The following is a 20,863-nucleotide window of genomic DNA, read 5'->3' on the forward strand; positions in this document are numbered from 1 at the left end:
TTCGGATATCCCCTGTCCCGTTTCGTTGGGCTCAGCTTATCACAGATCCATCAGCAGGCGACGGGGGTCTTCCAGCGCTTCCTTCACCCGGACGAGGAAGGTCACCGCACCCTTTCCGTCGACGATCCGGTGGTCATAGGACAGCGCGAGATACATCATCGGGCGGATGACGATCTGGCCGTTGACGACCACGGGCCGGTCCTGAATCTTGTGCATGCCGAGGATGCCCGACTGCGGCGGGTTCAGGATCGGCGAGGACATGAGCGACCCGTAGACGCCGCCGTTCGAGATCGTGAAGCTGCCGCCCTGCATCTCTGCCATCGACAGTTTCCCGTCGCGGGCGCGCAGGCCGAGTTCCGCGATCTTCTTCTCGATCGCGGCGAAGCCCATCTGATCGGCATCGCGCACCACTGGGACGACGAGGCCCGACGGCGTGCCCACGGCCACGCCCATGTGGACGTAGTTCTTGTAGACGATGTCCTGCCCGTCGATCTCGGCATTGACCTCGGGAACCTCCTTCAGCGCGTGGCAGCAGGCTTTCACGAAGAAGGACATGAAGCCCATCTTCACACCGTGCTTCTTCTCGAACTGGTCCTTGAAGGCGTTCCTGAGTTCCATGATCGCCGACATGTCCACCTCGTTGTAGGTGGTCAGGATCGCGGCGGTGTTCTGCGCGTCCTTCAGGCGGCGCGCGATCGTGGCGCGAAGACGCGTCATCTTCACCCGCTCTTCGCGGCTCGCATCCTCGGCCGGGACCGGTGCGCGGGGCGCGGCTGCCGCCGGAGCCGGAGCCGGAGCGGGGGCAGGTGCAGGTGCGGGGGCAGCGGCAGCGCGGGCCACGTCCTCTTTCATGATCCGGCCGTCCCGGCCGGTGCCAGTGACCTGGTCGCGGCTGATACCAGCCTCGGCCATGGCCTTTTTCGCGGCGGGGGCATCCTCGACATCCTTCGCGGCGGCTTTGGCCTTCGCGGGCTCGGGCTTCGCTTCCGTTTTGGGTGCGGGGGCCGCGGCGCCTTCGGAGATCACGGCCAGGCGCGCCTTGGCGTCCACCGTAGAGCCCTCGGGGGCCAGGATTTCCGCAAGCACACCGGCCGCCGGTGCCGGGACCTCGACCGACACCTTGTCGGTTTCGAGTTCGCAGAGCATCTCGTCCTGCGCGACCGTGTCGCCGACCTTCTTGAACCAGGTGGAAACCGTTGCCTCCGTCACGCTTTCCCCAAGCGTCGGAACCATCACATCCGTCATCTTGCCCTCATCCGCTTTCGGCTCTGCCGTGACCTCGGCGGCCTTTCTAATCTGCATTTCTTCCGGGCCGGCTGAACCGGCCTCCGATATCTGCGCCAGAAGCGCATCGACTCCCACCGTGTCGCCTTCCGCCGCCACGATCTCGGCGAGGACGCCCGCCGCCGGGGCAGGCACCTCCACCGTCACCTTGTCGGTTTCAAGCTCGCACAGCATCTCGTCGGCGGCGACGCTGTCGCCCGGCTTCTTGAACCAGGTTGCCACCGTCGCTTCCGAAACGCTTTCCCCCAGCGTCGGGACCCGGACTTCAACAGTCATGCCTTATCCTTTCCCTGCGAGCGCGTCGTCGATCAGCGCTTCCTGCTCTGCCTTGTGCCGGCTCGCCAGACCCGTCGCGGGCGAAGCGGAAGCGGCGCGGCCCGCGTAACGCGGCCGGGTGTGCTTCGACTTGATCCGCGTCAGCACCCATTCGAGGTTCGGCTCGATGAAGCTCCAGGCCCCTTGGTTCTTCGGCTCTTCCTGGCACCAGACGATCTCGGCGCCCTTGAAGCGCTCGAGTTCCTTGGACAGGGATTGCGCCGGGAACGGGTAGAACTGTTCGAGACGTAGCAGGTATACGTCGTCGAGCCCGCGCTTGTCGCGCTCGGCCAGAAGGTCGAAATAGACCTTGCCCGAGCAGAGCACGACCCGCTTGATCTTCTTGTCGGCCACGAGCTTCGTGTCCGAATTGCCCTTCTCGGCGTCGTCCCACAGCACGCGGTGGAAACTGGACCCTGCCGTGAAATCCTCCGCGTCCGAGATGCAGAGCGGATGCCGCAGGAGCGACTTCGGCGTCATCAGGACGAGAGGCTTGCGGAACGTCCGGTGCAGCTGGCGCCGGAGGATGTGGAAGTAGTTCGCGGGCGTCGAGCAGTTCGCGACGATCCAGTTGTCCTCGGCGCTGAGTTGCAGGAAGCGTTCGAGACGGGCCGAGGAGTGTTCCGGACCCTGGCCCTCGAACCCGTGCGGCAGGAGCATGACGAGGCCCGACATGCGGAGCCACTTCCGCTCGCCCGAGGCGATGAACTGGTCGAACATGATCTGCGCGCCATTCGCGAAGTCGCCGAACTGCGCCTCCCACATGACAAGCGCGTTGGGTTCGGCCAGCGAGTATCCGTACTCGAAGCCGAGCACGGCGTATTCCGAAAGCATCGAGTCGATGACTTCGTAGCGCGCCTGGCCCGCCCTGATGTGGTTGAGCGGGTAGTAGCGTTCCTCGGTCGTCTGGTCGATGAAGCCGGAATGGCGCTGCGAGAAGGTGCCGCGCGTGCAGTCCTGCCCGGCGAGGCGCACCGGGTAGCCCTCGGTCATGAGCGAGCCGAAGGCCAGCGCCTCGGCCGTGGCCCAGTCGAAGCCCTTGCCGGTCGCGAACATCTGCGCGCGGGAATCGATCTGCCGCAGAAGCGTCTTGTGCAGGTCGAATCCTTCGGGCACGCGCGTCAGTGCCGTGCCGATCTCCTCGAGCGTTTCCGCGGAGATGTCGGTCTTGCCCGGATCGTATACGGCCTTCTCGCGCTCGAGGTGCGACCAGCGGCCATCGAGCCAGTCAGCCTTGTTCGGCTTGTAGACCTTCCCGGCTTCGAACTCCTCGTTGAGCGTCGCCTGGAAGGCCGCCTTCATGTCCTCGATCTCGCCCTCGGGGATGAGCCCGTCGGCGACCAGACGTTCGGTGTAAAGCTGCAGCGTCGTCTTGTGCTGCTTGATCCGCTTGTACATCACCGGGTTGGTGAACATCGGCTCGTCGCCTTCGTTGTGACCGAAGCGGCGATAGCAGAACATGTCGATCACCACGTCCTTGCCGAACATCTGGCGGAACTCGGTGGCGACCTTGGCGGCATGCACGACCGCCTCCGGGTCGTCGCCGTTGACGTGGAAGATCGGCGCTTCGACCATCAGCGCGATGTCGGTCGGGTAGGGGCTCGACCGGCTGAAATGCGGCGCGGTGGTGAAGCCGATCTGGTTGTTCACCACGATGTGGATCGTGCCGCCCGTGCGGTGGCCGACGAGGCCCGAGAGGCCGAAACATTCCGCGACGACGCCCTGGCCCGCGAAGGCCGCGTCGCCGTGCAGAAGGACCGGCAGGACGGACCGGCGGCTGCGGTCGTGCCGCTGCTCCTGCTTCGCCCGCGACTTGCCCAGCACGACGGGGTTCACCGCCTCGAGGTGCGAGGGGTTCGCGGTCAGCGACAGGTGGACGGTGTTGTCGTCGAAGGTCCGGTCCGAGGAGGCGCCGAGGTGGTATTTCACGTCGCCCGACCCGTCCACGTCCTCGGGCTTGTACGAACCGCCCTGGAATTCGTGGAAGATCGCGCGGTAGGGCTTGCCCATGACGTTGGCGAGAACCGAGAGGCGGCCGCGGTGCGGCATGCCGATCACGATCTCGTTCACGCCGAGGTTGCCGCCCCGCTTGATGATCTGCTCCATCGCCGGGATCAGCGCCTCGCCGCCGTCAAGGCCGAAGCGCTTGGTGCCCATGTACTTGACGTGCAGGAACTTCTCGAAGCCCTCGGCCTCGACGAGCTTGTTAAGGATCGCGCGGCGGCCTTCGCGGGTGAAGGTGATTTCCTTGCCGTAACCCTCGATCCGCTCCTTCAGCCAGCCGGCCTGCTCGGGGTCCGAGATGTGCATGTACTGCAGCGCGAAGGTGCCGCAGTAGGTCCGCTTAATCATGTCGAGGATTTCGCGCATCGAGGCGAAGTCGAGGCCCAGCACCTTGTCGAGGAAGATCGGCCGGTCCATGTCGGCGTCGGCGAAGCCGTAGGACTTGGGGTCGAGCTCCGGATGCGGGGTCTGGTCGCGCATCCCCAGCGGGTCGAGATCGGCGACGAGGTGCCCCCGGATCCGATAGGCGCGGATGATCATCAGTGCCCGGACGGAATCCAGAACGGCACGCTTTACCTGGTCCTCGGAAACCGTCACCCCGGCCTCGGCGGCCTTGGCCTTGATCTTCTCGGCCGCGGCCTTGGCTTCCTTCGCCGCGACGGGCCATTCGCCCGTCAGCGCCGCGGTCAGGTCGTCCGACGGGGTCGGCGGCCAGTCGGCGCGTTCCCACGAGGGCCCCGCCGCCTCGCGCTTCACGTCCATCTCGGCGTCGCCGAGCGAGCGGAAGAACTCCGCCCAGGCTGCGTCGACCGACGCGGGGTCGGCTGCGTAGCGGGCGTAGAGTTGTTCCACGTATTCGGCATTGCCTCCTTGCAGGAAGGAGGAGGCCTTGAACTGGTTGTTGGGGGATTGTTCCGTCATCTCAGCACCTCTGAGGAGCGAAGCCCCGGAGCGTGTGCCCCGGGGCGTCAATTTGTTATCCGATCGCCTTCAGCACGGCTTCGCCCAGCGTCGCCGGGCTGTCCGCCACGACGATCCCGGCCGAGCGCATCGCCTCGATCTTGTCCTCGGCGCCGCCCTTGCCGCCAGCAACGATGGCGCCGGCGTGGCCCATCCGGCGGCCCTTCGGCGCCGTGCGGCCCGCGATGAAGCCCGCGACCGGCTTCTTGCGGCCGCGCTTCGCTTCGTCCTTCAGGAACTGCGCGGCCTCTTCCTCGGCCGAGCCGCCTATTTCGCCGATCATGATGATCGACTGGGTCTCGTCGTCCGCAAGGAACCATTCGAGTACGTCGATATGCTCGGTTCCCTTGATCGGGTCACCGCCGATGCCCACGCAGGTGGACTGGCCAAGGCCAACGTCGGTCGTCTGCTTCACGGCCTCATATGTAAGCGTGCCGGACCGGCTGACCACCCCGACGGAGCCGCGCTTGTGGATATGGCCCGGCATGATCCCGATCTTGCAGGCGCCGGGCGTGATGACGCCGGGGCAGTTCGGGCCGATCAGCGTGGTCTTCGAGCCTTCGAGCGTCCGCTTGACGCGCATCATGTCGAGGACCGGGATGCCTTCGGTGATGCAGACGACCAGCGGAATCTCGGCGTCGACCGCTTCGAGGATCGAGTCCGCGGCGAACGGCGGGGGAACGTAGATCACCGAGGCATTGGCGCCGGTCTGCGCGACGGCCTCGTGGACCGAGTTGAAGACCGGAAGGCCCAAGTGATCCGTCCCGCCCTTGCCGGGGGTGACGCCGCCGACCATCTTGGTGCCGTAGGCGATGGCCTGTTCCGTGTGGAACGTGCCCTGGCTGCCGGTAAGGCCCTGGCAGATGACGCGGGTGTTTTCGTTGACGAGTACGGCCATGTTCTTACCCCTTCACCGCCTTGACGATCTTCTGCGCGGCGTCGGACAGGTCGTCCGCCGCGATGACGTTCAGGCCGCTTTCGTTGATGATCTTCTTGCCGAGGTCCACGTTCGTTCCCTCGAGCCGGACGACGAGCGGAACCTGCAGGCCGACTTCCTTCACGGCCGCGATCACGCCCTCCGCGATGATGTCGCAGCGCATGATGCCGCCGAAGATGTTCACGAGGATGCCCTTCACGTTCGGGTCCGACGTGATGATCTTGAAGGCTTCCGTCACCTTCTCCTTCGTCGCGCCTCCGCCCACGTCGAGGAAGTTCGCCGGCTCCGCCCCATAGAGCTTGATGATGTCCATCGTGGCCATCGCGAGGCCCGCGCCGTTCACCATGCAGCCGATCTCGCCGTCGAGCGCGATGTAGTTCAGGTCGAACTTCGAGGCGGCGAGTTCCTTCGGGTCCTCCTCGGTCTCGTCACGCAGCGCGAGGATGTCGGCCTGGCGGTAGAGAGCGTTGTTGTCGAAGCCCATCTTCGCGTCGAGGCACTTTAGGTTGCCGTCGGCGGTGACGATCAGCGGGTTGATCTCAAGCATCTCCATGTCTTTTTCAACGAAGAGCTTGTAGAGCGTGCGGATCAGCGCGACGCACTGCTTCACCTGCCCGCCCTGAAGACCCAGCGCGTAGGCCACGCGACGGCCATGGAAATCCGAAAGCCCCGAAGCCGGATCGACGCTGAACGTCAGGATCTTTTCCGGCGTCTTCGCCGCGACTTCCTCGATGTCCATGCCGCCCTCGGTCGAGCAGACGAAGGCCACGCGCGAGGTCGTGCGGTCCACCAGCAGCGCGAGGTAAAGTTCGCGCGCGATGTCGGAACCGTCTTCGATGTAGATCCGGTTCACCTGCTTGCCAGCCGGTCCGGTCTGGTGCGTCACCAGCGTCCGACCCAGCATCTGGCGGGCCAGCGTCGCGGCTTCCTCAACCGATTTCGCGATCCGGACGCCGCCCTTTTCGCCGGCCTCCGGCTCCTTGAATTTGCCCTTGCCGCGTCCGCCCGCATGGATCTGCGCCTTCACGACCCAAAGGGGCCCGTCGAGTTCCCCGGCAGCGGTCTTGGCCTCTTCCGCACGAAGCACCACGCGGCCATCGGAAACCGGGGCCCCGTAGCTCCGCAGCAGCGCCTTCGCCTGGTATTCGTGGATGTTCATGGGCCTGTCCCTGATCTGGTACGGTTTGGCGCCTAATCTCACAGGGATGCAGGGTGGCGAAACGGTAAATCGCTGTTAGCGCAAGCCGGTCGCAGAAAATCCGACATTTGTGATCACGGCGGGAAAAAGTGTGATCACAAGCCCCGGGATTGCTGCGCGGTCCAGGTGGATGGCAGCAGTCAGGCGATTCAGTTCAGGAACACGACGAACAACAGGGCGTCACCCCGGAACATCTGTTCGAAGCGGAACCAGTTGTCGCCGGTGACCCGGACGCCCTTTTCCGCGTAGGGCAGGGCGCCCGCCCCCTGGATCCAGTCGACGAGGTCCACGGGCCGCGGTTCCAGGAACATCCGCTTCAGGTTCAGCCCCGCGCCGCGGTCGAGCCGCCAATAGGGGATGAGCTTCTCGCCATTCAGCAGGGCTTCGGCGTCGTCCAGAACGCCCTGCCAGACCGCGCCGGTGCCCTCCGGCACTTCGAAGCCGAGCGCCGCCTTCTGCATGTCGTTCGGAAGCCATTCGCGGTCGTCGTCGGTCTCGGCCGCGACAAGCCGCCAGAAGCGCCGGTTTTCGTCGATCATTTCAAGGAAATGCGCGTGCGCCGCAGCCGCGTGGTCCTGATCGGGTTCGCTCCGCAGCGCGTGCCAGACCATCGCCAGCCGGTCCACGAAGAAGCCGAATTCCATGTCCATCGCGTTGCTGGGCGGAAGCTCCGTGTCGAGCGCGGCGAGGCCATCCTTCACCGCAATCACATCGGCGACGGCGTCCGTCGGATCGTAGGCGAGAACGGCCTCCGACACGCCCGAGATGAAGTGGGTGTAGGCCACGAGCCAGGGCACGTCCGCGGCGTCGAACCGGACAACGACGTCCTGCATCTCTACGCGGCCAAGGGCGCGCGCGCCCATCAGGGCAAGGCCCGCGACCTCCATCAGACCCTCGCGCTCGCCCCGCACGCCATCCATGTCGATGTCGAACCACAGGTCCGACAGCGCGATCTCGAGCCCGAAGTCCGATTCCTCTGGCACTTCGGCCAGCGCGTCGCGCGCGGCGGCCATATCCTCGGCGACGTCGGCGAAGAGGTCGCGGACGAAGGCGGGTTCGAATGGATCGGGCGCGGGGTTGTCCGGCACCGGCAGCCGCAGAACCGGGATCTCCGTGTAGCGGGTATTGAGCCCCACGCGCCAGCGTTCCTGCAGGCTGACCTCGATCGCCCTCAGGAAGGTCACGCCTCCCAGGGCGAAGCGTTCCGCATCCGACGGCTCTGCCATTTCCGCAAGCCGCGTCCGCACTGCCTCGAGCCCCTCGGCGCTAATCTGGGCAGAGATTTCCGACTGCGCGAAGGCGGGTTGGGCGGCGATGAGTGCCAGAACGGCAAGCAGGTTACGCATGACGAAAGTCCTCCCTCGGAACAAAATGAGAATGCGCGCCCGAAGACGCGCATTCAACCCGGGGTGGGATTTCCGTAACGTCAGGCGAGCGTGGCGTCGATCGCCTTGCAGGCCTCGACAAGACCCTTCACCGCGTCGACCGACTTTTCGAACATCGCCTGCTCGTCCTTGTCGAGCTTGATGTCCACGACACGTTCGACACCGCCCGCGCCGAGGATCGTCGGAACGCCGACGTAAAGGCCCTTCAGCCCGAAGGCGCCGTCCACGTAGGCAGCGCAGGGCAGGAGGCGCTTCTGGTCCTTGAGGTAGGCTTCCGCCATCTCGATCGCCGCGGTCGCGGGCGCGTAGAAGGCCGAACCGGTCTTCAGCAGCCCGACGATCTCCGCGCCGCCGTCGCGGGTGCGCTGGATGATCGCGTCGAGCCGGTCCTGCGTGGTCCAGCCCATCTGCACGAGGTCGGGAAGCGGAATGCCGGCGACCGTCGAGTAGCGGGACAGCGGAACCATCGTGTCGCCATGGCCGCCCAGGACGAAGGCCGTGACGTCGCGCATCGAGACGTTGAACTCGAGCGAGAGGAAGTGGCGGAAGCGGGCCGAATCGAGAACGCCCGCCATGCCCACGACCTTGTTGTGCGGCAGACCGGAGAATTCGCGCAGCGCCCAGACCATCGCGTCGAGCGGGTTGGTGATGCAGATCACGAAGGCGTTCGGGGCGTGGGCCTTGATGCCCTCACCGACGGATTTCATGACCTTCAGGTTGATGCCCAGGAGGTCGTCGCGGCTCATGCCGGGTTTGCGCGGAACGCCCGCGGTCACGATGCAGACGTCGGCGCCGGCGATGTCCGCGTAGTCGTTGGTGCCCTTCATGACCGCGTCGAAGCCCTCGGACGGGCCGGATTCAGCGATGTCGAGTGCCTTGCCCTGCGGCGTGCCTTCGGCGATGTCGAAGAGGGTCACGTCACCGAGTTCCTTGATCGCGGCGAGATGAGCGAGCGTGCCGCCGATCTGCCCCGCGCCGATGAGAGCGATCTTGGGTCTGGCCATGAAATGGTTCTCCGGGTCCGGTTGAAATCCGCCGCGATGCGTAAGCCTTCCGGCCCCGCCGCGCAAGCCTGCTGCGTCGCAGCGAGGGCTTTCGGCCTTCCCGTGACCTCCTGTTTGCGCTAGCGCTCGGGCGCCGGTGTGCCGTTGTATGCCGCCGGGCGGCCCATCGCATAGGGGTGATTCGCTTTGGAAGAGACCACGATCGGCTACTGGGTCGCCGCCGGCATCGCGGCGGTGCTGGTGGGCATGTCAAAGGGCGGGCTACCCGTCGTCGGCATACTCGCCGTGCCGGTCCTGTCGCTGTTCATCCCGCCGGTGACGGCCGCGGGACTGCTTCTGCCGGTCTACATCGTTTCGGACGTCTTCGGCCTGTACGCCTACCGCAAGGAATTCGATTCTCGTGTCCTCCTGATCCTTGCTCCGGCCGCGACCATAGGCATCGCGGTAGGCTGGGCGACGGCCAGCCTCGTGCCGGAACGCGCGGTCACGGGGCTTGTCGGGACCATCGGCCTCGCCTTTTCGCTGAACCTGTTGCTGCGGCGGGGCGGACCCGGGGCCCCGCGTCGGGCGGAGATCGCTCCAGGATTATTCTGGGGCACGATCACCGGCTTCACGAGCTTCGTGAGCCACGCGGGCGGGCCCCCGTACCAAGTCTACGTGCTACCGCTCCGCCTCGAAAAAGCGGTCTTCGCGGGCACCTCGACCGTGCTCTTCGCCTATGTGAACGCAGTGAAACTCATTCCCTACTGGGCGCTCGGACAGCTGAACACGTCCAACCTGAAAGTCGCCGCCACACTGATGATACCTGCATCGCTCGCTGTCTTCGCGGGCGTCCGGCTTGTCCGCGTCCTGCCGCCGGTACTGTTCTTCCGCCTCGTCACCTGGGCCCTTTTCGCCGTTTCGGTGAAGCTCCTTTGGGACGCTGCGACGGGATAGCGCCTAGGCGGGGTCGCCAATGGCTGGCGGTTCCTCGGCGACCGGCTCGAACCCTTCGCCCGAAGCCATGAGGCAGGTGTGCCCCGTGGCCGTCGTGAAGGTGATGGTCCAGGTGCCGGTCTCGGTGGAGGCAAAGACCTCCACCACCGTGTTGTCCGCCGAAAGACCGATGCCGCGACGCGTTTCGCCGTAGGTGCCGGCCAGATGCCCGACCACGCTGGCGTGGTCGCTGCACCGGGAAGTCGTCTCACCATAGGCATTGTGCGCCGCAAGGATCAGCCCGGCGAAACCGAGGGAAAGAGCGAAGAGCTTCTGGTGCATCGTTCACCGCCTTTGTCTGAATCTACGGCCCGACGAACCGTGTCGGCCTTACGCGCTACGGTGCTGTTGTCTTGCTGGCGCCTGGGGCAAAGACTCAGCGGGAAGCTGAAAAATGTGGTTAATTCCGCGTCCGAAGGCCCCTTCGCAGCGGCGCGATTTCTGCGCTGCGGCAAATCGGGGCTTGCCGAAAGTGCCGCGAATGTGGTCCTTGGCGAAAGAAAATTGCGAGGAGAGAATCATGGACCGCCGTCCCGATGCGCATCACCGGCCCTTCCGTTCGGTCCTCTACATTCCCGGTTCGAACGAACGGGCGCTGGAAAAGGCTCTCACGCTGCCGGTCGACGCGATCATCTTCGATCTGGAGGACGCGGTGTCGCCCGAGGAGAAGACCAATGCCCGCATGATCCTGTCCCGCAAGCTGGCCGAGGCCGATTACGGCCCGCGCGCGAAGATCGTGCGGATAAACGGCTTCGACACCGAATGGGGCCGGGCCGACGCCGCCGCCTTCGCCGAGGCGCCGGTGGACGCGATCCTGATCCCCAAGGTTTCCCGCGCCGATGACGTCGAAGAGGTCGCCGCGACCGTCCCCCACCGCCCGCTATGGGCGATGATGGAAACGCCGCTCGCAATGCTGAACGCGGGCGAAATCGCGGCGCATCCCCGGCTTGAGGGCATGGTGATGGGCACGAACGACCTCGCCAAGGAACTCGGCTCCCGTTTTCGCTCGGATCGCCTGCCGATGCAGGCGGGCCTCGGCCTGTGCCTGCTCGCCGCACGCGCCCACGCACTCGTCATCGTCGATGGTGTCTACAACGCCTTCAAGGATGACGAGGGGCTCGCGGCGGAATGCGCGCAGGGCCGCGACATGGGTTTCGACGGCAAGACCCTGATCCACCCCGCGCAGGTTGCCATCGCCAACGCGGCATTCGCCCCCTCCGAAGACGAGGTGACTCTCGCCCGCCGCCAGATCGAGGCATTCGAGGCGGCGGAGCGCGAGGGCAAGGGCGTTGCCGTGGTGGATGGGAAAATCGTCGAGAATCTGCATATCGTGACGGCGCGGCAACTTCTGGCGCGCGCCGAAGCGATTGCCGCGATGGCGGCCACCTGAGGGGATTCTCCATGACGCTCCTGATCCTTGGCGTCCTTCTCTATTCGCTCCTTCACCTCTTCAAGCGCATCCTGCCCGGACCCCGGGCAGCGATGGGCGACGCAGGCAAGGGCGTCGTCGCGCTGGGCTCACTTGCCGGTATCGTTCTCATGGTCATCGGCTACCGCGCGGCCGAACTCGTGCCGGTCTACACGCCGCTTCCGGGCATGGGCCACCTCAACAACACGCTGATGCTGATCTCGATCTTCCTCTTCGGCGTCGGCGGCACTAAAGGCACACTCTACCCGCGCATGCGCCACCCCATGCTGACCGGCATGCTGCTGTGGGCGGTCGCGCATCTTCTGGTGAATGGCGACGTCGCCTCGATCATCCTCTTCGGCGGTCTCGGTCTCTGGGCGATCTTCGAGATTGTGGCAATCAACCGCGCCGGAAGCTGGACGCCGCCCACGGACGGGCGCGGCCTGAAAGGCGACGCCATGAACCTCGTGGGCACGGTCGTCCTCTACGGGATCATCGCCGGCATCCACATCTGGCTCGGCTACAACCCCTTCCTCGGGACCTACGGATGAAACTCTACCGCTTCCTTTCGGACGACGACACGTCCGCCTTCTGTCACAAGGTCACGGCCGCCCTGAACAAGGGCTGGGAACTCCACGGTGGCGCCACGTATGCCTACGACGGGGCAAGGGGCGTCATGCGTTGCGGCCAGGCCGTCGTGAAGCAGGTGCCGGGCACCTACACCCCCGATATCAAGCTGGGCGAGCAATGATGAAGACGAATCCCGGACGTTTCTTCGAGGACTACCGCATGGGCGAAGTCATCGCCCACGCCGTGCCACGTACCGTCTCCGGCGGAGAACGCGCGCTCTACCATGCGCTCTATCCGGCGCGGCACGCACTCCATTCCTCGGATGAATTCGCCCGGGCCTGTGGTCTTCCGGCCGCGCCGATCGACGATCTCGCGGCCTTCCACGTCGTCTTCGGCAAGACAGTCCCCGACATCTCGCTGAACGCGGTAGCGAACCTCGGATATGCCGAAGGGCGCTGGCTGAAGCCGGTCTATACCGGCGATACGCTCCGGGCCGAAAGCACCGTGATCGGGCTCAAGGAAAATTCGAACGGCAAGTCCGGCGTCGTCTGGGTCGGCACGCGGGGCATCAACCAGCACGGCGAGACTGTTCTGGAATACGTCCGCTGGGTCATGGTCCGGAAGGGCGACACTTCCTCCCCCGCGCCGGATCCGGTCATTCCGAAGCTTGCCGCCTCGGTCGCGCCCGACGGGCTCGTCGTCCCCGAGGGGCTCGATTTTTCCAACTACGACTTCGGGCTCGCGGGCGAGCCGCACCGCTGGGGCGACTACCAGGTCGGCGAAACGATCGACCACGTCGATGGCGTGACGATCGAAGAGGCCGAGCACATGCTTGCCACGCGCCTCTGGCAGAACACCGCCAAGGTTCATTTCGACGCCACCTTCCGAGAGGACGGCAAGCGCCTCATCTACGGCGGCCACGTCATTTCGATGGCCCGCGCGCTCAGCTTCAACGGGCTGGCCAACGCGCAGATGATCGTCGCGCTGAACGGCGGCGCGCACGCCAACCCCTGTTTCGCGGGCGATACGGTCAAGGCGTGGACGGAGGTTCTGGACAAGGCCGAAACCTCCGCGCCGGGCGTCGGCGCGCTCCGGCTGCGGCTCGTGGCGACGAAAGGCGGGGAGCCATTCGCCCTTAGGGGCGAGGACGGGAAGTATCTGCCCGAGGTCCTGCTCGACCTCGACTACTGGGCGCTGATTCCACGCTGATCGTCGATAGCGCCAACATGTGATCACGCCTGCAAAATTCGTGATCACGAATTGAATTTTCTGCGTCGCGGCGAGCCCAAACGGGCCTTTTTCGGGTATTGGGCGCGTGACTTGCGAAAAAAAGGCGTTATTCAGAGTACCGATGTATTCCAGCAGCCGTGCCGCCCATGCTGCGCGCACGGGGGCGAAACAGAGGGAACCGCTCATGGCTGACGTGAACCGGGGCAACCGGCCGCTTTCCCCGCATCTTCAGATCTACCGCTGGCAGGTGCCGATGCTCACCTCGATCCTGACAAGGATCACCGGGAACGCGCTGATCGTCGCCGCGCTCCTGATCGTATGGTGGCTGCTCGCGGCCGCGACCAGCGCGGAATACTTCGCCGTCGCGGATGCGGTGGTGCGGTCCTGGTTCGGCAAGCTCGTCTTCCTCGGCTCGATCTGGGCCGTCTGGTATCACATGCTCGCCGGTCTCCGTCACCTTTACTACGACAGCGGGCGCGGCCTCGACATCCCGACGGCGGAAAAGCTCGGCTGGGCCTGCATCATCGGGTCGGTCGTCCTGACCGTTGTCACCGTCGTCATTCTCTGAGGGAGGGGAAGATGCGTTATCTCACCGACCGCAAGCGCGCCGCCGGCCTCGGTTCCGCCAAGACGGGAACCGAGCATTTCTGGAACATGCAGGTTTCGGCCGTCGCGCTCGCCGTGCTCGTCCCGATCTTCATCTTCACCTTCGGCGCGGCGCTCGGCGGCACCTACGAAGAGGTGACGGCCCATTTCGCCCGGCCCTTCCCCGCGATCGTGACGGCGCTCACGCTCGTCGTGGGGCTCACGCATTTCAAGAACGGCGCGCAGATCATGATCGAGGACTACGCCGAGGGTCTGACCCGCAAGGCCCTGATCATCGGCACGATCTGCCTGAGCTACGCCGCGATGGCCACCGGGCTCTTCGCGCTCATCAAGCTCGCGCTCTGAGGCAAGGACACAACATGGCTGCTTATCCTTACGAGACGCATGAATACGACGTGGTGGTTGTGGGCGCCGGGGGCTCGGGCCTGCGCGCGACGCTCGGCATGGCCGAACAGGGGCTCCGCACCGCCTGCGTGACCAAGGTCTTCCCGACCCGCTCGCACACCGTCGCTGCGCAGGGCGGCATCGCGGCATCGCTGTCGAACATGGGCCCGGACCACTGGCAGTGGCACATGTACGACACGGTGAAGGGCTCCGACTGGCTCGGAGACACCGACGCGATGGAATACCTCGCGCGCGAGGCGCCGAAGGCGGTCTACGAGCTGGAGCACTACGGCGTTCCCTTCTCCCGCACCGAGGAAGGCAAGATCTACCAGCGCCCGTTTGGCGGCCACACGACCGAATTCGGCGAGGGCCCGCCGGTGCAGCGCACCTGCGCCGCGGCCGACCGCACCGGCCACGCGATCCTGCACACGCTCTACGGCCAGTCGTTGAAGCAGCAGGCAGAGTTCTTCATCGAGTATTTCGCGATCGACCTCCTGATGTCCGAGGACGGCCGTTGCCAGGGCGTCGTGGCCTGGAAACTCGACGACGGCACGATCCACGTCTTCAACGCGAAGATGACGGTTCTGGCGACCGGCGGCTACGGCCGCGCCTACTTCTCCGCGACCTCGGCGCATACCTGCACCGGCGACGGCGGCGGCATGGTCGCCCGCGCGGGGCTTCCGCTGCAGGACATGGAATTCGTGCAGTTCCACCCGACGGGCATCTACGGCTCTGGCTGCCTCATCACAGAGGGCGCGCGCGGTGAGGGTGGCTACCTGACGAACTCCGAGGGCGAGCGCTTCATGGAACGCTACGCGCCGACCTACAAGGACCTCGCCTCGCGCGACGTGGTCAGCCGCTGCATGACCATGGAAATCCGCGAGGGCAGGGGCGTGGGCGAGCACAAGGACCACATCCACCTGCACTTGAACCATTTGCCGCCGGAAACGCTGGCCGAACGCCTTCCGGGCATCTCCGAATCGGCGAAGATCTTCGCCGGCGTGGACGTCACGAAGGAACCGATCCCGGTCCTGCCGACGGTCCACTACAACATGGGCGGCATCCCGACGAACTACTGGGGCGAAGTGCTGAACGCCGACGCCAAGAACCCCGACCGCGTCGCGCCGGGCCTGATGGCAGTGGGCGAGGCGGGCTGCGCCTCGGTCCACGGGGCGAACCGCCTCGGCTCCAACTCACTCATCGACCTCGTGGTCTTCGGCCGCGCCGCCGCGATCCGCGCGGGCGAGATCGTGGACCCGAAGGAACGGAACGAGCCGGTGAACAAGGCCGCGGTCGAGGCCGCGCTCGCCCGGTTCGATGAGATGCGCCATGCCAATGGCAGCGTGCCGACGGCGGAACTCCGGCTTGAAATGCAGAAGACGATGCAGGCGGACGCCGCCGTCTTCCGCACCGACAAGACGCTGGCCGAAGGGGTCGAGAAGATGACCGCCGTCGCCGGAAAGATGGGCGATCTGAAGGTCACCGACCGTTCGCTGATCTGGAACTCCGACCTGATGGAGACGCTGGAGCTGGCGAACCTCATGCCGAACGCGCTCGCGACCATCGTCTCGGCCGAGGCGCGCAAGGAAAGCCGCGGCGCCCATGCGCACGAGGACTACCCCGACCGCGACGACAAGAACTGGCGCAAGCACACGCTCGCCTGGGTCGAGGACGCGAAGGTCAAGCTCGACTACCGGCCGGTGCATCTCGACCCGCTGACAAAACCCGAAGAGGGAGGGATCGACCTCAAGAAGATCGCGCCGAAGGCGAGGGTTTACTGAGCCATGGCACACGCGGCGCCGCCGATTGAATCCGCGCGGCGCCACGTGGACCTGCCTGCAACCCGCCGGACAAAGGCACTACCCGCTGGCTGATGGAGGAGAGAATGCAGAATTCGATGACCCTTTGCGCGCAAGGAACGGGCCGCCGACTGGCCGCAGGCGCGGCGTTTGCCGTGCTCCTTCTTGCCGGTTGCGCGGAAACCAGAGCCCCGGACCCTTTCGACCGCGCCGTCACGGGCTGCATTGCCGAAACCGGCGCGCCCGGGCGCTATACTTACGATCGCAGCGCAATCGGCCCGAACGGCCTGCCGGTGATCCGGGCCGCCGAGGGCGGCACGATTCGCGGCGAGGCGTTTGTGACAGCCTGCGTGGAAGCGCGGATGAGCCCCGGTTCGGGGAGGATCGTCACCGCCGCGCCGACGCCAGCGGTCGTGAAGCCGGCACCCGGCAAGAACCTCGGCGGGTTGCCGTTGCCCACGCAATACGCGTTGATGCCCGGCGATGCCGAGTTGTGGAACACGCTGACCCGCGAACAGCAGGAACGCGCGCTTCGCTTCCTCGCCAGCGGCTCGACGATCCGTTCCTCGTTGCGCGGTGACCCCTGATGCGCCTTTTCGCCGCTCTCCTGCCACTACCACTCGTTCTTGGGCTGGGCGCCTGCGCGCCGATGTCCATCGAGCGCGCCGAGCAGGTCTGTTTCGAGCGCGCCCGCCTCGCGCTCAGGCCCCGCGGGGAGGCCTATTTCGGCGCGACAACCGAAGGTCCCGCCTACGGATTGGAGGTGGAGATCACCTCCGACTACCTGCAGGGCCGCGATCCGGCAGAGGTCTACGACGCCTGCGTTTTCGAGAAGTCGGGCCAGTTCCCCAGGCGCCCGCTCTATGCCCGCGAAGATTGGAAGGGATGAAAGATGGTCCAGTTCACGCTCCCCAAGAACTCCAAGATCCGGGTCGGCAAGACCTGGCCCAAGCCCGAGGGCGCGACCAATGTCCGCAAGTTCCAGATCTACCGCTGGGATCCTGACACGGGCGAAAACCCGCGCGTGGACACATATTTCCTCGACATTGACAAGTGCGGGCCGATGGTTCTCGACGCCCTCATCAAGATCAAGAACGAGGTCGACCCGACGCTGACTTTCCGCCGGTCGTGCCGCGAGGGGATCTGCGGCTCCTGCGCAATGAACATCGACGGGATCAACACGCTGGCGTGCATCTACGGCCTCGACGAGATCACCGGCGACGTGAAGATCTATCCCCTGCCGCATATGCCGGTGATCAAGGACCTGATCCCCGACCTGACCCATTTCTACGCCCAGCACGCCTCGATCATGCCGTGGCTGGAAACGAAGACGAACCGTCCCGCGAAGGAATGGCGCCAGTCGATCGAGGACCGCAAGAAACTCGACGGCCTCTACGAGTGCGTGATGTGTGCCTCCTGTTCGACGTCCTGCCCGAGCTACTGGTGGAACGGCGACCGTTACCTCGGCCCGGCCGCTCTCCTGCATGCCTACCGCTGGATCATCGATAGCCGCGACGAGGCGACGGGCGAACGGCTCGACCAGCTCGAGGACCCGTTCAAGCTCTACCGCTGCCACACGATCATGAACTGCGCCAAGACCTGCCCGAAGGGGCTGAACCCCGCGAAAGCCATCGCGGAGATCAAGAAGATGATGGTCGAGCGGGTGGTCTGAGCCCGCCCCGGTCGCGGCCGACTTGGAATTTCGGCGCTGACCGGGGTAGAGTGACGGGGAGCCATCGCCCCGGAGGTGCTTCACCGTGCACGACCACGAGGTGCGGTTCTGCGAAAGCTTCGACGGCACCCGCATCGCCTACAGCCTTTCAGGGAGCGGGCCTCCAGTCGTGCTTCTGCCGAGTTGGCTGACCCATCTGGGCTTCCAGCGGCGTAGCGTGGCATGGAAACCCTGGCTGACGGCACTGTCGGCCGGCTACAGGCTTGTCCGCTACGATCCGCGGGGCTGCGGCATGTCCGACCGCCAGGTTGCGGATCTCTCGTTCGGCGCGTGGGTCCGCGATCTGGAGGCGCTCGCCAGTCACCTCGAACTCGATCATTTTTCGCTGGTTGGCACGTGCCAGGGTGGCGCCGTGGCGATCGAATACGCCGCCCGCTACCCGAGCCGCGTCAGCCGGCTGGTCCTGTGCGGTGCTTACGCGCGGGGGCGCAACAAACGCCGCGATGCGCCGATCGAACCGGAAAAGGCGCGCGTCATGCTGGACATGATCAGAGTGGGCTGGGGCAGCGAGGATCACGCGTTCTCCATGGCCTTCGCTCAGCAGTTCCAGCCGGACGGCGCGGCGGATCACCTGCAGTCCTGGTGCGAGTTGCAGCGCAGGGCCGCGACCCCGCGAGAGGCCGCAGCACTGACCGAGATCATGTTCGACATCGATGTCCAGACGGCATTGCGGGTCATCGGCTGTCCGACCCTGGTCGCCCATGCCCGCCGCGATTCCGTGGTGCCGATCGAGGAAGGCCGGCTGCTCGCCCGGCAGATCCAGGGTGCGCGGTTCCTGGAACTCGACACCGCCAACCACTTCATGCGCGAGGACGAGCCTGCCTGGTCCACCCTCGTCGATGCGGTGCGCGAATTCCTTCCGACGCGGGAAGCCAACGACGCTCGTATGAGCGAACTGAGCCCGCGGGAGCGTGAGGTCCTCGATCACCTGGCGAGGGGCCTCGACAATCGCGAAATCGGCGAAAGGCTTGGCATCAGCGAGAAGACCGTGCGCAACCACGTCTGGAGCATCTTCGGCAAACTGGGGGTAAGGACGCGGGCGCAGGCAATCGTTGCGATTCGCGATGCCCGCCACGGAAAGCCGCCGGCCAAGACCTGACCCCGGACGAATGTCCCATTGGCAACAGGCTCTTTCGACCGGATTTCGGCACTGACCGGGACAGCCGCCTCAGGCGGCGGTCGCCTCCTCCCGTCTAGGATTCCGGAATGGAGGCCCTGCCCCCTGCCGGGCCCGCAATCCGGGAGGCCGCGATGTTCCCTTCAAGAAACCCCCGCGCCGCTGCGTCAGCCCCTCTGTCCGCCGCTTTGTTGCTCGCGGCGGCATTTCCCGCGGCCGCCGAGAGCCAAAGTCCGGAACCGGCAATCGAGGCGATGAAGCGTGCCTACCTCGACTGCGAGCGCGCCGCGATGGCCAACGCGCTGGACGACGGCGGGATCATGTCCTGCTCGGTTCTGTACGAGGAACTCAAGGCCGAAGGATTCGACGGCAGCTTCAAGGCGCTGCGGCGATGGTACGATCTGCAGGACATTGGCCGGGAGGACACAGCGGTATGACCGCGCCGCACGGCTAGTCGGCCTTCGTGCTCCGTGCTAGCCTGATCGAGGAGATCTTTCCGAAAGGCTGCGGCCATGCCCAGCGACGTCACCCTCCTCGTAGGCACCACCAAGGGCCTGTTCCTGATAGATGGCGACACCACCCGTTCGGGCTGGACCGTATCCGGCCCCCACTGCAACGGCTGGCCGATCAACCACGCCGTGGGCGACCCCGCGTCCGGCACAATCTGGGCCGGCGGTGGCGGCGACTGGCAGGGTGCGGGCGTCTGGCGATCCCATGACGGTGGCCGGAGCTGGACGCTCGCCAAGCTCACGACGGGGCAGATCGACGACTGGGCCGCGAACGACCCGGACTTCGCCGAGATGATCGGCTGGAAGGCCACCGCGGCACCCTTCGGCAAGGACTTCAGCCAGGTCTGGTCACTCGGGTTCTCGCAAGGCACGCTCTACGCGGGCACCAAACCTGCGGCGCTCCTTGCGAGCCGGGATGGCGGTGAAAGCTGGGAAAAGGTCCACGGCCTCACCGATCACCCTTCCGCCGCCAACTGGAACCCGGGCGCGGCGGGGCTCGTTCTGCACTCCATCGTGGCCGACGCCGATGATCCGGCGAAGATGTGGGTCGGAATCTCGGCGGCGGGCGTCTTCGCCACCGAGAATGGCGGCGCGACATGGGAACGGCGCAACCGCCTTTCGAACGCCGAGGCTCATGCCCACCATGACCATCCCGCCGCGCCGAAGGACGGCGAGACCGGACACTGCGTGCACAACATGATGCGCGCGCCGGGGGCAGGCGACGTTCTCTACCAGCAGAATCACCACGGTGTGTTCCGCAGTTCTGACGGCGGGCGCAGCTGGGATGATATCACCGAGGGCCTGCCCTCGACTTTCGGCTTTCCGATCCGCGTCCACCCGCGCGATCCCGGCACTGTCTGGACCCTGCCATTGAACGGCGATACCCAGGGCCGTTTCCCGCCGGGTGCCGCCGCCGCGGTCTGGCGCACGCGTGACGGCGGGGCAAACTGGCAGGCGATGCGCGAGGGCCTGCCGCAGCAGAACTGCTTCTTCACCGTGCTCCGGCAGGCGATGGCGGGCGACACCCGCGACCCTGCGGGGGTCTATTTCGGCACGAACTCCGGCTCGGTCTTTGCGAGCGTGGACGAAGGCGACAGCTGGCAGGAGATTGCGCGCCATCTGCCGACGGTCCTGGCCGTCGAGGTGCTGGAGCGGGCCTGATCGTCCCGCGGCTCTGCGGGCCGATCGTCTTGCGCCGCGATGGCGTGAATCCGGTTGCCGTCGGACGCGCTCGATGATGCGTCCGAAACCGAAGTCACGCCGGGCATCCCGCCCGAGAAAAACTCTCCGCCATTGACTTTCCGCACCGGAGCGCCGATGTAGCCACCATCCCAAGGCCCCCCGCCGCGTGAGCGGGGCCGGCGCCAGGCGCGCCGAAGGCCGGGAAAGGGCGTCACGGCCCGCAACCAGGTTCCCACAATCACGCAGGGGGTCCGCCGGCAGGTC

The 20,863-nt window shown here is 65.9% G+C and carries 21 protein-coding genes; 14 read left to right on the plus strand and 7 right to left on the minus strand.

Going from position 1 to position 20,863, the window contains the following annotated elements; all coding sequences use genetic code 11:
* Positions 1-39 precede the first annotated feature (39 nt).
* The 6 genes from odhB to mdh form a co-directional block, all read right to left on the minus strand.
* Positions 40-1,560, minus strand: coding sequence for a 2-oxoglutarate dehydrogenase complex dihydrolipoyllysine-residue succinyltransferase (odhB, locus tag ABCN56_RS11415; RefSeq protein WP_343080914.1), 1,521 nt, complete (start codon positions 1,558-1,560; stop codon positions 40-42).
* 3 nt (positions 1,561-1,563) lie between these two features.
* Positions 1,564-4,524: a 2-oxoglutarate dehydrogenase E1 component gene (locus ABCN56_RS11420; protein ID WP_343080915.1), complete on the minus strand. Its 2,961-nt coding sequence runs from the start codon at positions 4,522-4,524 to the stop codon at positions 1,564-1,566.
* Positions 4,525-4,579: 55 nt separating this feature from the next.
* Complete coding sequence (gene sucD, locus ABCN56_RS11425) at positions 4,580-5,461, minus strand: succinate--CoA ligase subunit alpha (protein WP_343080916.1); 882 nt, start codon at positions 5,459-5,461, stop codon at positions 4,580-4,582.
* 4 nt (positions 5,462-5,465) lie between these two features.
* Positions 5,466-6,659 (minus strand): ADP-forming succinate--CoA ligase subunit beta, encoded by a 1,194-nt coding sequence (gene sucC, locus ABCN56_RS11430; protein ID WP_343080917.1) that lies wholly within the window; start codon positions 6,657-6,659, stop codon positions 5,466-5,468.
* A gap of 188 nt (positions 6,660-6,847) precedes the next feature.
* Positions 6,848-8,044, minus strand: a complete 1,197-nt coding sequence (locus tag ABCN56_RS11435; protein ID WP_343080918.1) for a hypothetical protein — start codon at positions 8,042-8,044, stop codon at positions 6,848-6,850.
* 80 nt (positions 8,045-8,124) lie between these two features.
* On the minus strand, positions 8,125-9,087 hold the full coding sequence (mdh, locus tag ABCN56_RS11440; RefSeq protein ID WP_343080919.1) for a malate dehydrogenase: 963 nt from the start codon (positions 9,085-9,087) through the stop codon (positions 8,125-8,127).
* A 186-nt stretch (positions 9,088-9,273) separates the two neighbouring features.
* Between mdh and ABCN56_RS11445 the strand changes: the two genes are divergently transcribed.
* Positions 9,274-10,023, plus strand: a complete 750-nt coding sequence (locus ABCN56_RS11445; RefSeq protein ID WP_343080920.1) for a sulfite exporter TauE/SafE family protein — start codon at positions 9,274-9,276, stop codon at positions 10,021-10,023.
* Positions 10,024-10,026: 3 nt separating this feature from the next.
* Here ABCN56_RS11445 and ABCN56_RS11450 read toward each other — a convergent pair whose 3' ends face one another.
* Positions 10,027-10,344, minus strand: a complete 318-nt coding sequence (locus ABCN56_RS11450; RefSeq protein ID WP_343080921.1) for a hypothetical protein — start codon at positions 10,342-10,344, stop codon at positions 10,027-10,029.
* 238 nt (positions 10,345-10,582) lie between these two features.
* Here ABCN56_RS11450 and ABCN56_RS11455 point away from each other — a divergent pair, with 238 nt between their 5' ends.
* The 13 genes from ABCN56_RS11455 (at position 10,583) to ABCN56_RS11515 (ending at position 20,578) form a co-directional block, all read left to right on the plus strand.
* Positions 10,583-11,452, plus strand: coding sequence for an HpcH/HpaI aldolase/citrate lyase family protein (locus tag ABCN56_RS11455; RefSeq protein ID WP_343080922.1), 870 nt, complete (start codon positions 10,583-10,585; stop codon positions 11,450-11,452).
* A gap of 11 nt (positions 11,453-11,463) precedes the next feature.
* Entirely contained in the window at positions 11,464-12,021 is a 558-nt protein-coding gene (locus ABCN56_RS11460; RefSeq protein WP_343080923.1) for an NnrU family protein, read from the plus strand.
* The gene (locus ABCN56_RS11465) at positions 12,018-12,221 is read left to right on the plus strand and encodes a DUF1737 domain-containing protein (protein WP_343080924.1); all 204 of its coding nucleotides are present in this window, start codon (positions 12,018-12,020) and stop codon (positions 12,219-12,221) included. Before ABCN56_RS11460 ends, ABCN56_RS11465 begins: the two co-directional genes overlap by 4 nt.
* Positions 12,221-13,249, plus strand: a complete 1,029-nt coding sequence (locus ABCN56_RS11470; RefSeq protein ID WP_343080925.1) for a MaoC family dehydratase — start codon at positions 12,221-12,223, stop codon at positions 13,247-13,249. The genes ABCN56_RS11465 and ABCN56_RS11470 overlap by 1 nt, the downstream gene beginning before the upstream one ends.
* Positions 13,250-13,454: 205 nt before the next feature.
* Positions 13,455-13,838 carry a succinate dehydrogenase, cytochrome b556 subunit gene (sdhC, locus tag ABCN56_RS11475; RefSeq protein ID WP_343080926.1) on the plus strand — a complete coding sequence of 128 codons (384 nt, stop codon included), beginning with the start codon at positions 13,455-13,457 and terminating at the stop codon, positions 13,836-13,838.
* Positions 13,839-13,849: 11 nt separating this feature from the next.
* Entirely contained in the window at positions 13,850-14,221 is a 372-nt protein-coding gene (sdhD, locus tag ABCN56_RS11480) for a succinate dehydrogenase, hydrophobic membrane anchor protein (RefSeq protein ID WP_343080927.1), read from the plus strand.
* Between the two features lie 14 nt (positions 14,222-14,235).
* Positions 14,236-16,041 (plus strand): succinate dehydrogenase flavoprotein subunit, encoded by a 1,806-nt coding sequence (sdhA, locus tag ABCN56_RS11485; RefSeq protein ID WP_343080928.1) that lies wholly within the window; start codon positions 14,236-14,238, stop codon positions 16,039-16,041.
* A gap of 104 nt (positions 16,042-16,145) precedes the next feature.
* Entirely contained in the window at positions 16,146-16,646 is a 501-nt protein-coding gene (locus tag ABCN56_RS11490; protein ID WP_343080929.1) for a hypothetical protein, read from the plus strand.
* On the plus strand, positions 16,646-16,948 hold the full coding sequence (locus ABCN56_RS11495; RefSeq protein WP_343080930.1) for a hypothetical protein: 303 nt from the start codon (positions 16,646-16,648) through the stop codon (positions 16,946-16,948). The genes ABCN56_RS11490 and ABCN56_RS11495 overlap by 1 nt, the downstream gene beginning before the upstream one ends.
* A 3-nt stretch (positions 16,949-16,951) precedes the next feature.
* Complete coding sequence (locus ABCN56_RS11500) at positions 16,952-17,731, plus strand: succinate dehydrogenase iron-sulfur subunit (protein WP_343080931.1); 780 nt, start codon at positions 16,952-16,954, stop codon at positions 17,729-17,731.
* A gap of 85 nt (positions 17,732-17,816) precedes the next feature.
* The gene (locus ABCN56_RS11505; RefSeq protein ID WP_343080932.1) at positions 17,817-18,890 is read left to right on the plus strand and encodes an alpha/beta fold hydrolase; all 1,074 of its coding nucleotides are present in this window, start codon (positions 17,817-17,819) and stop codon (positions 18,888-18,890) included.
* 152 nt (positions 18,891-19,042) lie between these two features.
* Positions 19,043-19,345, plus strand: coding sequence for a hypothetical protein (locus tag ABCN56_RS11510; protein WP_343080933.1), 303 nt, complete (start codon positions 19,043-19,045; stop codon positions 19,343-19,345).
* Between the two features lie 75 nt (positions 19,346-19,420).
* On the plus strand, positions 19,421-20,578 hold the full coding sequence (locus ABCN56_RS11515) for a WD40/YVTN/BNR-like repeat-containing protein (RefSeq protein ID WP_343080934.1): 1,158 nt from the start codon (positions 19,421-19,423) through the stop codon (positions 20,576-20,578).
* Positions 20,579-20,863: the final 285 nt, after the last annotated feature.

Origin of the sequence: Ostreiculturibacter nitratireducens, from assembly GCF_032670585.1 — a bacterium.
GTDB classification, from domain to species: Bacteria; Pseudomonadota; Alphaproteobacteria; order Rhodobacterales; family Rhodobacteraceae; genus Ostreiculturibacter; species Ostreiculturibacter nitratireducens.

Bases quoted from the DNA above. Each gene is read 5' to 3' on its own strand.
- ABCN56_RS11490 (WP_343080929.1), top strand. From the start codon at position 16,146: ATGCAGAATTCGATGACCCTTTGCGCGCAAGGAACGGGCCGCCGACTG.
- ABCN56_RS11470 (WP_343080925.1), top strand. From the start codon at position 12,221: ATGAAGACGAATCCCGGACGTTTCTTCGAGGACTACCGCATGGGCGAA.
- mdh (WP_343080919.1), bottom strand. From the start codon at position 9,087: ATGGCCAGACCCAAGATCGCTCTCATCGGCGCGGGGCAGATCGGCGGC.
- odhB (WP_343080914.1), bottom strand. From the start codon at position 1,560: ATGACTGTTGAAGTCCGGGTCCCGACGCTGGGGGAAAGCGTTTCGGAA.
- ABCN56_RS11515 (WP_343080934.1), top strand. From the start codon at position 19,421: ATGCCCAGCGACGTCACCCTCCTCGTAGGCACCACCAAGGGCCTGTTC.
- sdhD (WP_343080927.1), top strand. From the start codon at position 13,850: ATGCGTTATCTCACCGACCGCAAGCGCGCCGCCGGCCTCGGTTCCGCC.
- sdhA (WP_343080928.1), top strand. From the start codon at position 14,236: ATGGCTGCTTATCCTTACGAGACGCATGAATACGACGTGGTGGTTGTG.
- ABCN56_RS11450 (WP_343080921.1), bottom strand. From the start codon at position 10,344: ATGCACCAGAAGCTCTTCGCTCTTTCCCTCGGTTTCGCCGGGCTGATC.
- ABCN56_RS11420 (WP_343080915.1), bottom strand. From the start codon at position 4,524: ATGACGGAACAATCCCCCAACAACCAGTTCAAGGCCTCCTCCTTCCTG.
- ABCN56_RS11465 (WP_343080924.1), top strand. From the start codon at position 12,018: ATGAAACTCTACCGCTTCCTTTCGGACGACGACACGTCCGCCTTCTGT.
- ABCN56_RS11500 (WP_343080931.1), top strand. From the start codon at position 16,952: ATGGTCCAGTTCACGCTCCCCAAGAACTCCAAGATCCGGGTCGGCAAG.
- ABCN56_RS11435 (WP_343080918.1), bottom strand. From the start codon at position 8,044: ATGCGTAACCTGCTTGCCGTTCTGGCACTCATCGCCGCCCAACCCGCC.
- ABCN56_RS11510 (WP_343080933.1), top strand. From the start codon at position 19,043: ATGTTCCCTTCAAGAAACCCCCGCGCCGCTGCGTCAGCCCCTCTGTCC.
- ABCN56_RS11495 (WP_343080930.1), top strand. From the start codon at position 16,646: ATGCGCCTTTTCGCCGCTCTCCTGCCACTACCACTCGTTCTTGGGCTG.
- sdhC (WP_343080926.1), top strand. From the start codon at position 13,455: ATGGCTGACGTGAACCGGGGCAACCGGCCGCTTTCCCCGCATCTTCAG.
- sucC (WP_343080917.1), bottom strand. From the start codon at position 6,659: ATGAACATCCACGAATACCAGGCGAAGGCGCTGCTGCGGAGCTACGGG.
- ABCN56_RS11460 (WP_343080923.1), top strand. From the start codon at position 11,464: ATGACGCTCCTGATCCTTGGCGTCCTTCTCTATTCGCTCCTTCACCTC.
- sucD (WP_343080916.1), bottom strand. From the start codon at position 5,461: ATGGCCGTACTCGTCAACGAAAACACCCGCGTCATCTGCCAGGGCCTT.
- ABCN56_RS11455 (WP_343080922.1), top strand. From the start codon at position 10,583: ATGGACCGCCGTCCCGATGCGCATCACCGGCCCTTCCGTTCGGTCCTC.